Origin of the sequence: Nostoc sp. PCC 7107 (assembly GCF_000316625.1) — a bacterium.
Classification (GTDB): domain Bacteria; phylum Cyanobacteriota; class Cyanobacteriia; order Cyanobacteriales; family Nostocaceae; genus Nostoc_B.
In genome coordinates, this window is the sequence record NC_019676.1 from 5,284,621 (window position 1) to 5,300,230 (window position 15,610).

Genomic DNA, 15,610 nt, shown 5'->3' on the forward strand with positions numbered 1-15,610 from the left:
GTCAGAACTGTGCAAATAAACCGAACTATGTAACGAAAAGTAAAGTTATCTAAAACTCTCTTCCCTTCTGCCTTCTGCCTTGTCATAACGACAATTTTTAACATCGACCTACTTACCCATAGCTTGGTATTGAATCTGATTTAGACTGATGAATGTTAAATAAATAATTAACTCATCAATGCCACAGGGAGAAATATTACTCAACCCTGGCACTTTATGGACAAGTGTCAAAGAATGTACTGAATATGCTTTAAAATGCGGTGCATTGCTGTCTATCCCTACAAAGTTTGAATTTGTTGAGCAAGACGGCGTTAACTTTTTAGTCCGGATTTTATCTAACCTTGTTCGCAAAGATGCAGCGAAGAAACAGCAAGACAAACAAACTTTTGATGGTAAGGAATTCAACCCTTTCCTTCCCTACGAAAAGGATTTATTTGTGGCGGATATTTCCCATACTCATGTCTGTATCTTGAATAAATTCAATGTTGTTGACTATCACTTACTAATCATCACCCGTGCATTTGAAGAACAAGAAAGCCTACTTACACCAGAAGATTTTGCTGCTTTATTAGCATGTTTAGCCAACTTTGATGGTTTAGCTTTTTACAACAGTGGTAAAACCGCAGGCGCTAGTCAGCGGCACAAGCACTTACAAATAGTACCTTTACCACTGGTTACTTCAGGAGTGCAGACACCTATTGAACCACTACTAACATCAGCAGAATTTGAAGATGGTGTAGGAAGCATAACGCAATTACCTTTTGTCAACGCTTTTGCAAATTTAGATCCCAATTGGGTTCAATCTCCGTTAACTTATGCTGAGTCTATCTTGAAGGTATATCAAAATTTATTAAGTGCTGTTGGGATAGAAGCAGTTGATAGTCATCAACCATATGGTGCTTACAATCTGCTTGTAACTAGAAAATGGATGTTCATCGTACCGCGATCGCAAGAACATTTCCACTCCATTTCTGTCAACTCGTTAGGATTTGCTGGTGCTTTACTGGTGCGGAATGAGCAAGAAATGCAACTTATCAAAAACACAGGCCCAATGACCATCCTGAAAGAAGTTTCTGTAAAAGGGTCAATAGTCAGTCAATAATCATTGATGGCTTCTTGCTTCCCTCTGCTCACCAAATCTGTCGCCCACTCTCCCCTTTCACAACCGCAGAGATTATCAGATGTTCTAGATGCAAAGCTTCTGATACATGATCACAGTCTGTTGTCTAAGCTTCGCTCGTAATGACAAGTTTTTAGTCGGACTTGATATATAGCAAAGTGCTGTCAAGCCCTGCGGGCATGGCTGCGCTTAGAGCAGTAACTGGGCGTTTAGCTGCTGAGTATAAAACCAGTAACTCTAATAAAAAACGCCCTCCAATGGAGGGCGTTTTTTATCACTTTTCTACTCAGACTAAAGATTAACCGTTGATAGCAGGAGCGGAGATAGCAACAGGAGCAACATCACCAGCAGCCAAATCTAAGGGGAAGTTGTGAGCATTGCGCTCGTGCATTACTTCCATACCCAAGTTAGCGCGGTTGATGATATCAGCCCAGGTGTTGATAACGCGACCTTGAGAGTCAATCACTGATTGGTTGAAGTTGAAACCGTTCAAGTTGAACGCCATTGTGCTTACGCCCAATGCGGTGAACCAGATGCCGATTACAGGCCATGCAGCTAGGAAGAAGTGCAAGGAACGGCTGTTGTTGAAGGACGCGTATTGGAAAATCAAGCGACCGAAGTAACCGTGGGCTGCAACGATGTTGTAGGTTTCTTCTTCTTGTCCGAATTTGTAACCGTAGTTTTGCGATTCGTTTTCGGTTGTTTCACGAACTAAGGAGGAAGTTACCAAGCTTCCGTGCATTGCAGAGAACAAGCTACCACCGAATACACCAGCTACTCCTAACATGTGGAAGGGGTGCATCAAGATGTTGTGTTCTGCTTGGAACACGATCATGAAGTTGAAGGTTCCAGAGATACCCAAGGGCATACCATCAGAGAAGGAACCTTGTCCGATTGGGTAGATCAAGAATACTGCTGTTGCTGCTGCTACGGGGGCGGAGAATGCTAGGCAGATCCAAGGACGCATTCCTAAGCGGTAGGATAGTTCCCATTCACGTCCTAAGTAGCAGAATACGCCGATTAGGAAGTGGAATATTACCAATTGGTAAGGGCCGCCGTTGTACAACCACTCGTCTAAGGATGCTGCTTCCCAAATTGGGTAGAAGTGCAAGCCAATTGCGTTGGAGGAAGGTACTACTGCACCAGAGATGATGTTGTTTCCGTATAGTAAGGAACCAGCAACGGGTTCACGGATACCATCGATGTCTACTGGGGGTGCGGCGATGAAGGCGATTACGAAGCAGGTGGTTGCAGCCAGCAAGGTTGGGATCATTAGCACGCCGAACCAGCCGATGTATAGGCGGTTGTTGGTGCTGGTGATCCACTCGCAGAACTGTTCCCATACGTTGGCGCTTTTGCGCTGTTGTAAGGTTGCGGTCATGTCTTTATGATTGCGTCTGTTATGAATGTTGCAGGTGTTTTTACCTGTTGTTACATATCTTAAAGGTATCTATTGCTTTTTGTAAAGGGGTTTCAGAAACTATTTTCTCATTGAGCCTGGAAAAAGCTCTGATACGTAGTCTATGTAAAGGGTTCGTGAGACAGAGCAAATTATTTTTCTGAAGTTTTGATTGTTTACAATTCTACAAAGCCTTTTATCTTATGGCAGTTTTCCATTCTTCCGCCGTTACCTATAGCCCTGCCTATACAATCGTTCCAACCTACGAGTGCTTTAATCGTTGCACCTATTGCAACTTTCGCACTGATCCTGGTCAAAGTACCTGGCTGACGTTACCAGCAGCAGAAGATATTTTAAAACGACTACAAAATGAGAAAGTCTGTGAAATTCTTATCCTCAGTGGTGAAGTACACCCCAATTCGCCACAGCGTCCGGGGTGGTTTCAGCGGATTTATGATTTGTGTAAATTAGCCTTGGCGATGGGTTTTTTACCCCACACAAATGCAGGGCCGCTGAGTTTTGCAGAAATGCAAAAGTTAAAAAATGTAAATGTGTCAATGGGTTTGATGTTGGAGCAGTTAACGCCAGCATTATTAAAGACAGTCCACCAACACGCACCCAGTAAAGTCCCAGAATTGAGGCTGCATCAATTACAATGGGCGGGAGAGTTACAAATTCCCTTTACTACGGGGTTACTTTTGGGAATTGGCGAAACTGCGGATGATTGCTGGATAACCTTAGAAGCCATATCTAAGATTCATCAACGCTACCATCACATTCAAGAAGTGATTTTGCAACCTCACAGTCCAGGAAATCAGCAAACCTTTGGCGCACGAGGTTTTGACCCCCATCAGTTACCAGCAGTGATTACCAAAGCCCGTCAAATTTTACCGCCAGAAATTACAATTCAAATTCCGCCAAATTTAGTTAAAGATGAGCAATGGTTACTTGCTTGTATTGAAGCAGGTGCGAGAGATTTAGGGGGAATAGGGCCAAAAGACGAAGTAAATCCCGATTATCCTCACATTCAGGCACAAGAATTGAGAGAAGTTTTACAACCTGTGGGGTGGGAATTAATGCCACGTTTACCTGTGTATCCGCAATTTGATAGTTGGCTGTCGGGAGAATTGCAAAAAGCCGTGAGTCATTGGCGAAATAGAACCTGAAAGCTGACTGCATATCGCACCCCCCAAAAAACAGAGCGTGCAACTTTAGCACTGTTGTAAAATAGACAATAGAAGGATTCGGGGGGCCAGTTAACTGGTCATAAACGCCTATAGAAACTATCTTCGGAAATTTGCAAGGTTTAAAGTCCAGCCAGCTGAAACAACTACAGCGGCTGTACCACCAGCGTATACCAGGCGATCGCATCACAACGCCTGAATTTTCCCAGCGTCTGGCTGCCATTAGCACAGAAATCAATCAACCAGTGTGTGCCTATCTCAACCGTCGCGGACAAGTGATTCGTGTTGGGGTAGGCACACCGCGTCAGACACAAATCCCACCGCTAGAACTGCCCCGTTATGGTGCAGAACGTCTCAGCGGTATACGTTGTATTGCCACCCATCTCAAATCAGAACCACCAAATGAGGTGGCGCTGACAGCTATGGCAATGCAACGCTTAGACGCGTTGGTTATGTTGAATATTACTGGCACAGGATTTACCCGACGTGGTGGTGGCGCTACAGGTTATGTCAAAGAAGCTTATTTAGCTCATTTAGTATCTGATACTAAACAACTAGTAGCAGCCCAAAACTCAGCACTCGGTACACAAAACTCAGCAATTTACTCTAGCATTTCCCCTCCGATGAGCTTGGATATGCTGGCAGAACAGGACTTCATTGACTTAGTGGAAGGGCTAGAAGAAGAATTCCGCCGAGAATTTGTCGCCCAGGAAGTAGATGCTGATCATGACCGCGTGCTAATTGTGGCAGTGATGACAGATCAATTGACTCCACAACAATTCCACGACACCATAGCGGAATTAGGGCGATTGGTAGATACTGCTGGCGGTGATGTACTCCACACAGTACAACAAAAGCGATCGCGCATTCATCCCCAGACAGTCATTGGTGAAGGTAAGGTGCAAGAAGTCGCCTTAACTGCCCAAACCCTAGGATGTAATCTTGTTGTCTTTGACCGTGACCTGTCACCATCCCAAGTCCGCAACTTAGAAGCGCAAATTGGTGTCCGGGTAGTTGACCGCACAGAAGTCATTCTAGATATCTTTGCCCAACGCGCCCAGTCCCGTGCAGGTAAATTGCAAGTAGAACTGGCACAGCTAGGATATATGCTGCCGCGACTGACTGGTAGAGGTCGGGCAATGTCACGTTTGGGTGGCGGTATCGGTACTCGTGGCCCTGGTGAAACCAAACTAGAAACAGAACGCCGGGCTATTCAGCGGCGGATTTCTCGACTGCAACAAGAAGTCGACCAGTTGCAAGCCCATCGTTCGCGGTTACGGCAACGACGGCAACATCAAGAAGTTCCTTCAGTGGCTTTGGTTGGTTATACCAACGCTGGTAAATCGACCTCACTCAATGCCCTGACTAACGCTGAAGTCTACACTGCTGACCAGCTATTTGCTACTCTTGACCCGACTACACGTCGCTTGGTCATTCCCCACGCTGACACTAATGAACCCCAAGAAATTCTGATTACAGATACTGTGGGGTTTATTCACGAATTACCCGCATCTTTAATGGATGCTTTCCGTGCAACCTTGGAAGAAGTCACAGAAGCTGATGCTTTATTGCATTTAGTGGATTTGTCTCATCCTGCTTGGTTAAGTCACATTCGCTCAGTGCGAGAAATTCTCGCCGCCATGCCTGTGACTCCTGGCCCAGCATTGGTGGCCTTTAACAAAATTGATCAAGTAGATAGTGAAACGTTAGCCATAGCACGGGAAGAATTTCCTTTAGCTGTGTTCATTTCGGCCAGTGAACGTTTAGGCTTAGAAACCTTGCGTTTACGTCTTAGCCAGTTGATTGCATACGCTGTTGAACCTAAGTAAATACCGAAAATAAATTTTGAATATTTGATGCACAATGCCGTAGTTCTTATAATTACGGCTTTCATTGTTTTATCTTGAATTACTGTGGTATTTCCTGAATGACAGGATGATCGAAAATATGCTAGAACCAATAGCTATCAGTATAAAAAGTACAAAGTAAAGAATCCAGATATCCCCAGCTTTTTCAGCATTTTCGACAGTCTGCTAATTTTTACAAAGTTGTACTAGATATTTTTATTGTTCTGTGATTAAGAAAGTAAGTCGAGTTTTTGCCCAGATTTGAGGAAACCTAACATGACTTTTCTACTTTAATTTTTGCCCACTTTCGGGCGATCGCTATTCTAACCACTAATAATTTATGTCAACCGATTCTCAACAAATAGAAAATAAGAAAGTCAAAGTTCAACTTCTGTTAGCTGGAGGACATCAGTACACAGTTTATTTGAATCCAGATAACCCTGTACTACATAGCCTGTTAACAACTATCGTGGCTCGTGCTTATAAACAAGAATCTGCAAGTCACTGTTTATTTCAAATTCCCATCAATGAAGGACATTCCGCCTTATCTTTTGCCAGTGAAAATCTTGTTGGTTTAGTAACTGAACCACCTCTTTGGATACAGCAAACTGAAAATACCCAACCTGTAGCCAATGATATTTTGCATTCTAGTTATGTACAAATAGATAATTTTCTCTCACCTAATGAGCATGAGCGACTCATAAAGTACGTACTAGCTAACAAATCAAATTTTGTCTCAACTAGTACTTCTACCAATGATCATAATTATCGTCGCTCAATGGTTCTGTACTCATTCCCTGAGTTTTCTGAACTAATAGTCAACAAAATCCAGAATATTATGCCTGATGTCATTAGTAAATTAGGAATGTCCCCATTTCCGATAGCTCAAATTGAAAGCCAACTGACATCACATAATGATGGAAATTTTTACAAAATTCATAATGATAATGGTAGTCCAGACACTGCTACAAGAGAACTAACTTATGTTTATTACTTCAATCGAGAACCCAAGCGGTTTTCAGGAGGAGAGTTATTAATATACGACAGTAAGGTTGAAAATAACTTTTATATCAAAGCAGAATCTTTTAAAACTGTCGAACCGCGTAATAACAGTATTGTCTTTTTCCTCAGCCGATATATGCACGAGGTTCTCCAGGTAAAGTGTCCCTCTAAAGCCTTTGCAGATAGCCGCTTTACGATCAATGGTTGGGTACGCCGAGAAGCATCTTAAGGTAACTGTGTATTTTATTAAATTATCTTTAAGTGAGGCGCTCGCCTCACTTATTGCTTTTTATAAAGAAAGATTTGAAAATTAAATATCTAGTCCATGAAAATACTTAAATAAATTTTCTAAGTACAAATACAGACTATCTAGATAAATACATAAAAAATATTCTTTTTTCCTCTGAGATTAAAGTTCTTATAAAAATACTGCCAAACTATAGACTACTGATAATTTATTGTGGCAAATTATATTTATTAATCACTGAGAAAAAAGTTTCAGAGATTGCTATCAAGTGCATCCCAGATTGAACTCCCTCCTAGACAATAGAATTTTTGGTTATACAAACTAACTGATATAGCAAAGTCGTAAATAATAAATTGCGAAAAGATTAGCTGTTAACAAGCAATTTATAGAACTAGTTTGTCATAACTTAAAAGCTCTATTTTGAAGGGATATTTTATGCTGCAATGCGGTTTCATGAGGCTTTTTACAAGCAAAAAGGAGTTTTAAAGAAGTGGTTCAAATGAATTCACACAAAGTAATAGGTTATATAACTTGTGGCTTGTCATTATTACCTGTAGTTATGGTTGGGCAAATGCCTCAAGCAAGTGCAAAATCATCACCAGCACCAGCACCGACACCATTACCAGCCCCAGCACCAGCACCCTCATCTACAGTACGCTTTGGATTTCAAAATATCACGGGTAATAGTGCCGTTAATGCCGCAACAGGTGAAAGTCAACTATTTTTAGATGTTTCTAAGGGCAGTAAATCGGATCAGGTTTTATTTACGTTCAACAACTTTGGGCAACAAGCCTCTTCCATCACCCAAATTTATTTTGACGAAACTACAAGCCTGTTACAAAATATCGCATCAATCACTGATAGCGGTAGCGGTGTAGACTTCGTAAAACCCAACAAAATAGGCACTCTACCAGGAAGCAATAATGCTCCTGGAGGTCGGTTTAACTCAGATTTTTCAGTTGTGGCTAATCAACCAGTATCACAGATGGGTGTGAATCCTGGCGAATTTGTTAGTGTACTGTTTAATTTAGAATGCGATATCACATTTGATGACATCATTAAAAGCCTAAAAAACAGTGCCTTGCGTGTTGGATTCCACGTTCAAGCCTTTGGTGATGGCGGAAGTGAAGCTTTTGTAAATAAATCAGTAGCAATAACACCAGCGCCAGCACCCGCACCAGCACCCGCGCCAGCACCCGCGCCAGCACCCGCGCCAGCACCCGCGCCAGCGCCAGCACCAGCGCCAGCACCAGCACCAGCACCCGCGCCAGCACCAGCACCAGCACCCGCACCATCTCCCACAACTTACTATCAACCGACTACTTCTCAGCCTCAACCTAAAAAAGTACCTGAACCTAGCACACTAGCTGCTTTGGGCTTATTCGGTCTCAGTACTATCAGGCTGAAGAAAATCAACAAAAAAATGATTTGTAAGCTTATACCAACTCTATAAGAAGTTGCACTCCATAAATTCTGTAGAGACGTTGTATACAACAACCGATAAATTGCATCTTCATCCAGAAACAGTTTTATCTCTCTATGGGTTGAGAAGTTGATTTCCACTTCTCAACCCATTTTTTTGACCAATAATTTCGGGATGGTACAAGCCCCCAAATTTTTTAGATGCAAACATCCTAAACTTATATAGATTGATTTTTGGCGACACAGATGACGAAGTTTTAGAATTGAGAAGTATAAAACCAAATAGAGGACATTATGGCTGCTAACGTAGAAATTTACACTTGGAGGACTTGCCCATTTTGCATCCGTGCCAAAAATTTGCTAACTAGTAAGGGTGTTGAATTTACAGAATACAGTATTGATGGTGACGAAGACGCACGGGATAAAATGGCTCAAAGAGCTAATGGTAAACGTTCTGTACCACAAATTTTTATAAATGATCACCATATTGGTGGTTGTGATGATATTCACGCCCTAGACCGTCAAGGTAAGCTGGATGAGCTACTAGCTAGTTAAAGGTAATTTATAAAACAAGCAAGTATTAAAATTACGCTACTGTCTGCTGCTAATGTTTGTGAGTTAGTTAAATCATCAGGCGTTAATCTAAATTGAAGAACTTAGATTTTCTGGCGATTGAGGCAAACAGCGTGAAACTGGCTTTTATTATTGATCCCATCCATCAGCTTGACCCGTGTCATGATACCAGCGTTGCTTTGATGGAAGCAGCACAAACTTTAGGACATGAAATCTGGATAACTCAGGCAAACTGGCTGAGTATGGTAGAAGGTAAGGCTTGGGCTATTCTGCAACAGGTAGAACTAGTACCAATACAGTTAGTAGCGGGACGTTGGGTAGCGGCGAATCCTTGGTATAAGTTAAGCCAACGTTCCTTAATGAATCTGGAAACAATGGATGCCGTATTTATGCGGACAGATCCACCAGTTAATGATTCTTACCTATTTGCTACCTACATTCTCGATTATGTTGACCAAAACAAAACTTTGGTGATTAACAATCCCGATGGTATCAGGAGGGCAAACGAAAAAATGTATGCCCTCCAATTTAGTGAAGTCATTCCCGAAACGATTGTCAGTGCTGATAAGCAGTTTATCCGACAATTTGTTGAAGCCAAAGGCGCGACGGTTCTCAAACCACTGGGTAACAAAGCTGGGGAAGGGATTTTATTTTTACAAGCAGGCGATCGCAACTTTAACTCCATAGTAGAACTCAGCACCTATCAAGGGAAATTACCCGTGATGGTGCAAACCTATCTACCAGAGGCTAAAGAGGGAGATAAACGCATCATCTTACTTTATGGTGAGCCAATGGGTGCTTTAAATCGTCTTTCTAGTTGCAGTGATTTTCGCAACAATATGGCTGCTGGTGGTACGGTTGCGGAAACTGAAATTACCCCCAGAGAACATGAAATTTGTACTCGACTAGCTGATAAATTACGTCAAGATGGCTTAATTTTTGTAGGTATTGATGTGATTGGTGGCTACCTAACAGAAGTCAACGTTACCAGCCCTACAGGAATTCGGGAAATCGATAGACTCAGTGGTACTCGTTTAGGTCATCAGGTAATTCAATGGTTGGAACAGAGTCTACAAGCTAAAAAATAAAATAATTGCGATTATTTGGAATATTTCACGGTCAGCCTTGGTGATTGACTGTCAAGTAACTCTAGAATCAAGGGCATAATTTGAGCGATCGCACCTGTCAGGTAAGGCTTCTTGCTTTTGAGACAGGTGCTAATTACACAGAAATCAATCGTGACTCCGCTCAACATTTTTTCTAAATACAAAATTAGGACATAAAAGTCAGCAGACTCTTGCCCAAATAAATTTAGTCTGTAAGTAGTTTGGAGGAGTTGTTCACTAATTGGCAAATTCAAAAATGGCAACAGAATTTTTTCTTCTGTACCTCGTGAAACTCAGGAATTAGCAAATTTTATACAGCGCTCAGTCTGAACTGAAACTGCAAATTTCATTTAACATCTCAAATTCACAATTAATTATTTGCCTGGTGGAGTACGCCGTCTTTGCAGAAATTCAGGAATGTCTAAACCTGATTTTTCTTTAGGTTCCGCTACTGGTGTAGATGGATTAGCTGTTGGTGATTGGGAGGCTGGTTTTTTTTGTGCAGGTGCTACACGAGGATTGCTGGCATTTTGTGGTGGTGCTGTTGGGCCTTCACCTGTGAAACCAGTTGCAATCACGGTAATTCTGACTTCACCTTGTAGTCTGTCATCAATTACTGCTCCAAAAATAATATTGGCGTTGGGATCAACTACCTCATAAATTGTTTCTGCGGCTGCGTTCACTTCATGCAAGGTTAAGTCGCTACCACCAGTAATGTTAAAGACTACTCCTCTAGCTCCTTCAATTGAAGATTCTAGTAAAGGGGAAGAAATAGCTGCGATCGCCGCTTCTCTGGCGCGTGATTTTCCTGAGCTAATCCCGATCCCCATCAGTGCTGATCCTGCATCTGCCATCACAGCTCGCACATCTGCAAAGTCAACGTTGACTAAACCAGGGATGGTGATGATATCAGAAATGCCTTGAACCCCTTGACGCAGCACATCATCTGCATAACGAAAAGCTTCCTGTACAGGTGTCTGTTCGGGAATCACTTCTAATAATTTGTTGTTGGGGATGATAATCAGTGTATCTACCCGACTTTTCAGTCCTTCAATACCTTGTTCTGCTTGGCTAGTGCGGCGGCGACCCTCAAACACAAAGGGACGTGTTACTACACCAACTGTCAGAGCGCCCATTTCTTTAGCTACTTCTGCAACTATTGGCGCAGCACCTGTTCCAGTTCCGCCACCCATCCCCGCAGTGATGAATACTAAATCAGCACCCTCTAAAGCTGTGGCAATTTCATCGCGGGATTCTTCAGCCGCCTTTTGACCAATCGCCGGATTACCGCCTGCACCTAAACCACGGGTTAACTTTTGTCCAATTTGCAGCCGACTTGGCGCTCCAGCTAAAGTTAAAGCTTGAGCATCAGTGTTAATTGACCAAAACTCCACGCCACTCACATCAGATTCGATCATGCGGTTCACGGCATTACCACCACCACCACCAACACCAATTACTTTGATGTTGGCAACTCTACCTGGAACAATCTCGCCAATGCGGCTATTTTCTACTGATATTTTTTTACTGTCTTGGCCTTGAGCGAAGTTCAGCCCAGAATGATTAAAGGGATTATTTGAGTTAACTGCCAGTGAAAATCCTGATTGTCCCACAGATTGGGAGTTTTTATAGGTAAGCCCTTGGTTATTATCAAGCGTCATTGGATTTGTGAAAGGTAGATAAACGACTTTTCCGGGTGTTTTCACCTCAGAATCAACTATAGTTTGACACTGCCAAAATCTATAGGTACTGCTCTTGATTGTGAACATGACTGACAACCTTAACAAGATTGTCAATCCAAAAGTTTGCTATGGCAGCAGCTATTAAAGCTGGCGATCGCATAGCTAATTCTAGAGAAGTATACCTACATTTACCTAAAGTTGATCTGTCTAACTTCAATAAGCTATTAATAGCTTTACTACTATGTTGCCGATTTGGCATAGTATAAATTTGGCATACTGAATGCCCTCCTATGATTTTTGTTAATGATTTAAGTTGGTCATTAATTTTACAACTACCTGTGATGGTTTTTTGTGTACTAACTTTCGCTTTTCTGGAGTTTAGTGAGTAAATTTTATTATTTCTTAATATTAAATAATACTCAAAATTAGGGCGACTTTTACTTCTATCATATTTAGTATTGACTAGCTTTCCTTTGTAAAATCTAAACTCCATAAGCTTACAAAGCACACTAAGCTTATATATTTGAGCAAATAACATAACTGCTAAAGACGCAAGGTGTCGCGTCTTATCTGCTTTAATAATATAGTTGATAGATTTAACCATTGGCGATAATTGCAACCTAAAAACTTAAATTAATCTTCTACATACAGCATCACTAGATTTTAGAGACAAAGGAGAGTTTGGATTTATAGCCATAAAGGAGACTTGATAATTAAGCCTCCTGTTATCTCTCATTAAAAGTTCACGCTAATTTTTTGAGTGTGTTGTCAAAAAAAGTGAAAATTATCAATAGACTTATATTTATCTGTTAGCATCAAATTTATTTATTACTGATAATATTTGATACCTAGAAATTAATATAGAGTGTTTGTTAGCGAATTTGAGAGTCAATTTTTGGACTTTTTTGGATCATATGTACTATGGGAGAGTCAGGATTTTTGAGATCAATATACTCTATTTGATTGGGATTAATTTTGGCAGGTAAATTTCGCAGTTGTGTCAGTACCTTGATTTGTTCTGCTAATAGTGAACTGGGAGTACCAAAATGTACATTGCCGATTTCGGTTTTCAGGATTAAATTCGTTAAATCTTGAAAATTAACTTCCATTATTTTCACAGAACTTTGACTTAGTGAGGGATACAGTTGACTCCAATATTCCTGATATTGTTCTGGTGTGCCAATAACTTTCAGACTTGGTAATTTTAACTTCGGATTCACCAACGTATATTTTTCTAACGGTATCCAAACACCATTGGCATCTAGCAAACCAGCAGAAGACTGTTTATTTTTAGCTGAAGTATTGGCTTCTGTAAGTCTTTGGGCTATTGCGACAGGTACACGTTCTTTAATTTCGATAATTAACCCAGGCGGAAACAAGCGCCGATTAACAATTGCTTGAGCAATTGTCGGTTGTTTTTTCAAAGAATCAGCGATCGCCCCAGGTTCAACTTTCCATAAAGATTGAGGATAAGATAGCTTTAGCATTGACTTAATTGCCTTCTCTGGAAGGATTTGATTCCCTGACTTGATCACAATTTGGTTGGGATCATTTAGTACCCATACAGGTTGAAGTGCTACCCAAAGCAACCCTCCCGCTAAACCGCTAATGGCCAGAGTTCGCCAAATAGCTTGAATAATTTTCATTTGTCTATGCCGACGTAATTTTTTGCGGCGTTGGGCTAAATCTGTCTGAGAAACGGATACAATACCTGCCATTCTCACCTCTTGTTAATTACAATCTAAATTTTTGGCTCGGCTGATAAAGTTGGTTCAGTGTAGAATTTCCTCGGATTTTTAGTACCACCTTACAACAACAACAGCAAAATTTAGCTATGAGACACTTTACCTATTTTATTTTGCAGTGTTAAGTAGCCATTAAGTGAATTCTGGTGAACTTCAGTTACTGCGATCGCTTACGAATATTGACAAAATATTACTCTATGTGAGCGTAATGTATAAATACTCTACAGTAAATATGCAGTTATGCAAAAAATATAGCTAATTTTGTAGATACAGATGTTCCGCGGCAAAAGCAATCTTGTGATCCACATTCACTCAAATGACAAAACATAATCTTGAGTTTGACATTATAGCAATCCTATTTGATTTGTAAACATCGTGTAGATAAGAAGAGTATTTGTTATAACTATGCTTCTCGGTTCTTATGAATGATTGAGAACGGCAAATATTGATTCTGTCTTAATCTAAGAAGTAAAAATTTTACCAGCATTTGTATCTGAGATTGATTATAAATTAATCTCAGAGTAAATACTTAAATTACTAATTAAATAAATACATATCGAAATTTTGCTCTCTGCTAATTCTCTTGACGACATTAACAACTGCATATAAGTTTGTATTCAGTCAAGTAAAAGCTTAAAGATTGTCAAAAGCTAAACAAAATAAGGCTAAAAGACAGATATACTGAACGTATCAGGGACAATTGTATCTCTAGTATTGTTTAATAATCACTGGTAGCAAAAGCTTACCTAGTGAGGCTCATCCAAAATTCAAAATACAAAGGTGAGTTCAGAGAATCGCCATAACTTGCTAGAGATATTTTGTATATAAATAGACAAACAACACAGTATCTACAACTGCATCTACATCTCAATGATTAATACAGAGTATTTGTCACGCTTTTATAAAGCGTGTAACCCCAGCTACGCCCTCAACATGAGCGATCGGCTTGATCGGCAGTATTATATAGATTTCGCCAATGTACGTGGCTGCAAGATTGTCGAAGAATTACAACGTACAATCAGCCGTATTTCTCCCGATGAACCTACCTGTCAGTTATTTACAGGTCATATTGGCTGTGGTAAGTCTACAGAATTACAACGCCTCAAAGCAGAACTAGAAGCTGTAGGATTTCATGTAGTTTACTTTGAATCTAGTCAAGACTTAGATATGGCGGATATCGATGTCAGCGATATTTTGCTGAGTGTAGCTCGTCAAGTCAGCGCTAGTTTAGAAGCAATTAAGATCCAAGTTCAACCACATTACTTTATCAATCTCTTCAAAGAAATTGGAGATTTTTTGCAAAGCCCCATAGAACTTTCTGGACAAGCAGAGTTGTCCTTGGGAATTGCGAAAATTACAGCCAAAACCAAAGATAGCGCCCAGGTAAGAAATCAACTCAGGCAATATTTAGAACCACGTACTAATAGTATTTTGCAAGCAATTAACGAAGAGGTTCTAGAAAAAGCTATTGAACAACTTAAACTCAGAGGTCAAAAAGGTTTGGTTGTTATCGTTGATAATTTAGATCGAGTAGATATGCGTCCTTTAGCATCTGGGCGGACACAACCAGAATATCTATTCATCGACAGAGGTGAACAATTACGCCGCCTCAAATGCCACGTAGTCTACACTATTCCTCTAGCGTTAATTTTTTCTAATGAGTATGAAACACTCAAAAATCGCTTGGGTGGAGGTATTGCGCCTAAAGTATTACCAATGGTAAGAGTTAGACAAAGAGATAGTAGTGACTACGAACCAGGGATGTTACTACTGCGCCAGTTAGTTTTAGCCAGAGCATTTCCAGAAGTTTCCTATAACGAAAGGCTGTCGTTAATCACAGAATTATTTGAGCATCATGAAACCCTCGACCGTTTATGTCGTGTGAGTGGCGGCCACATCCGTAACTTATTAGGATTGCTCTATAGCTGTCTGCAACGACAAGACCCTCCTTTTTCTGGGGACTGTTTAGAAGCAGTAATTAAAGACTACCGAGATGACTTGCTATTAGCTATTGATGAATACCAGTGGGAACTATTATTTGAGGTTGTACAACAGCAGAGCGTAAAAGGAGAATCTGAGTATCAAAGCTTGCTGCGAAGTATGTATTTATTTGAATACCGTGATCCTGTTGGTCGTTGGTTTGGGATTAGTCCAGCATTAGCAGAGACAGAAAAAGTTATTGCTTGGCAGCAAAAAATATAATCGTACTGAGTGAGTTAATAGTTCTTAGCATCAGTCATTAGTCCATCTTCATTTGACTAATGACTAATTTATAATGAGCAA

At 40.7% G+C, this 15,610-nt stretch carries 13 protein-coding genes; 8 read left to right on the top strand and 5 right to left on the bottom strand.

From position 1 onward, the window contains the following. Positions 1 to 178: 178 nt before the first annotated feature. Positions 179 to 1,102, top strand: a complete 924-nt coding sequence (locus tag NOS7107_RS22590; protein ID WP_015115259.1) for an ATP adenylyltransferase — start codon at positions 179 to 181, stop codon at positions 1,100 to 1,102. A gap of 316 nt (positions 1,103 to 1,418) precedes the next feature. Here the strand turns inward: NOS7107_RS22590 and psbA are convergent, their stop codons facing one another. Further along, a complete protein-coding gene (psbA, locus tag NOS7107_RS22595; protein ID WP_015112088.1) occupies positions 1,419 to 2,501 on the bottom strand; it encodes a photosystem II q(b) protein in 1,083 nt (360 codons plus the stop codon). 221 nt (positions 2,502 to 2,722) lie between these two features. Here psbA and cofG point away from each other — a divergent pair, with 221 nt between their 5' ends. The 6 genes from cofG to gshB all read left to right on the top strand — a co-directional run bounded on the left by cofG (position 2,723) and on the right by gshB (position 9,882). After that, positions 2,723 to 3,685, top strand: coding sequence for a 7,8-didemethyl-8-hydroxy-5-deazariboflavin synthase subunit CofG (gene cofG, locus NOS7107_RS22600; protein ID WP_015115260.1), 963 nt, complete (start codon positions 2,723 to 2,725; stop codon positions 3,683 to 3,685). A 110-nt stretch (positions 3,686 to 3,795) separates the two neighbouring features. Then, a complete protein-coding gene (gene hflX / locus NOS7107_RS22605) occupies positions 3,796 to 5,532 on the top strand; it encodes a GTPase HflX (protein WP_044500245.1) in 1,737 nt (578 codons plus the stop codon). A gap of 358 nt (positions 5,533 to 5,890) precedes the next feature. Continuing rightward, on the top strand, positions 5,891 to 6,781 hold the full coding sequence (locus tag NOS7107_RS22610) for a 2OG-Fe(II) oxygenase (protein ID WP_015115262.1): 891 nt from the start codon (positions 5,891 to 5,893) through the stop codon (positions 6,779 to 6,781). 517 nt (positions 6,782 to 7,298) lie between these two features. Continuing rightward, complete coding sequence (locus NOS7107_RS28775) at positions 7,299 to 8,252, top strand: PEP-CTERM sorting domain-containing protein (RefSeq protein WP_157374111.1); 954 nt, start codon at positions 7,299 to 7,301, stop codon at positions 8,250 to 8,252. A gap of 263 nt (positions 8,253 to 8,515) precedes the next feature. After that, positions 8,516 to 8,776: a glutaredoxin 3 gene (gene grxC, locus NOS7107_RS22620; RefSeq protein WP_015115264.1), complete on the top strand. Its 261-nt coding sequence runs from the start codon at positions 8,516 to 8,518 to the stop codon at positions 8,774 to 8,776. Positions 8,777 to 8,907: 131 nt separating this feature from the next. Next, positions 8,908 to 9,882 carry a glutathione synthase gene (gene gshB, locus NOS7107_RS22625; RefSeq protein WP_015115265.1) on the top strand — a complete coding sequence of 325 codons (975 nt, stop codon included), beginning with the start codon at positions 8,908 to 8,910 and terminating at the stop codon, positions 9,880 to 9,882. Between the two features lie 11 nt (positions 9,883 to 9,893). Here the strand turns inward: gshB and NOS7107_RS22630 are convergent, their stop codons facing one another. The 4 genes from NOS7107_RS22630 to NOS7107_RS22645 all read right to left on the bottom strand — a co-directional run bounded on the left by NOS7107_RS22630 (position 9,894) and on the right by NOS7107_RS22645 (position 13,300). Beyond that, positions 9,894 to 10,163 (bottom strand): hypothetical protein, encoded by a 270-nt coding sequence (locus tag NOS7107_RS22630; protein WP_044500248.1) that lies wholly within the window; start codon positions 10,161 to 10,163, stop codon positions 9,894 to 9,896. A gap of 111 nt (positions 10,164 to 10,274) precedes the next feature. After that, the gene (gene ftsZ, locus NOS7107_RS22635; RefSeq protein WP_044501075.1) at positions 10,275 to 11,561 is read right to left on the bottom strand and encodes a cell division protein FtsZ; all 1,287 of its coding nucleotides are present in this window, start codon (positions 11,559 to 11,561) and stop codon (positions 10,275 to 10,277) included. 79 nt (positions 11,562 to 11,640) lie between these two features. After that, positions 11,641 to 12,186, bottom strand: a complete 546-nt coding sequence (locus tag NOS7107_RS22640; protein WP_015115267.1) for a hypothetical protein — start codon at positions 12,184 to 12,186, stop codon at positions 11,641 to 11,643. 268 nt (positions 12,187 to 12,454) lie between these two features. Beyond that, positions 12,455 to 13,300 carry a cell division protein FtsQ/DivIB gene (locus tag NOS7107_RS22645; RefSeq protein WP_015115268.1) on the bottom strand — a complete coding sequence of 282 codons (846 nt, stop codon included), beginning with the start codon at positions 13,298 to 13,300 and terminating at the stop codon, positions 12,455 to 12,457. Between the two features lie 897 nt (positions 13,301 to 14,197). Between NOS7107_RS22645 and NOS7107_RS22650 the strand changes: the two genes are divergently transcribed. Continuing rightward, positions 14,198 to 15,529 (top strand): P-loop NTPase fold protein, encoded by a 1,332-nt coding sequence (locus NOS7107_RS22650; protein ID WP_015115269.1) that lies wholly within the window; start codon positions 14,198 to 14,200, stop codon positions 15,527 to 15,529. The last annotated feature ends 81 nt before the right edge of the window (positions 15,530 to 15,610 follow it).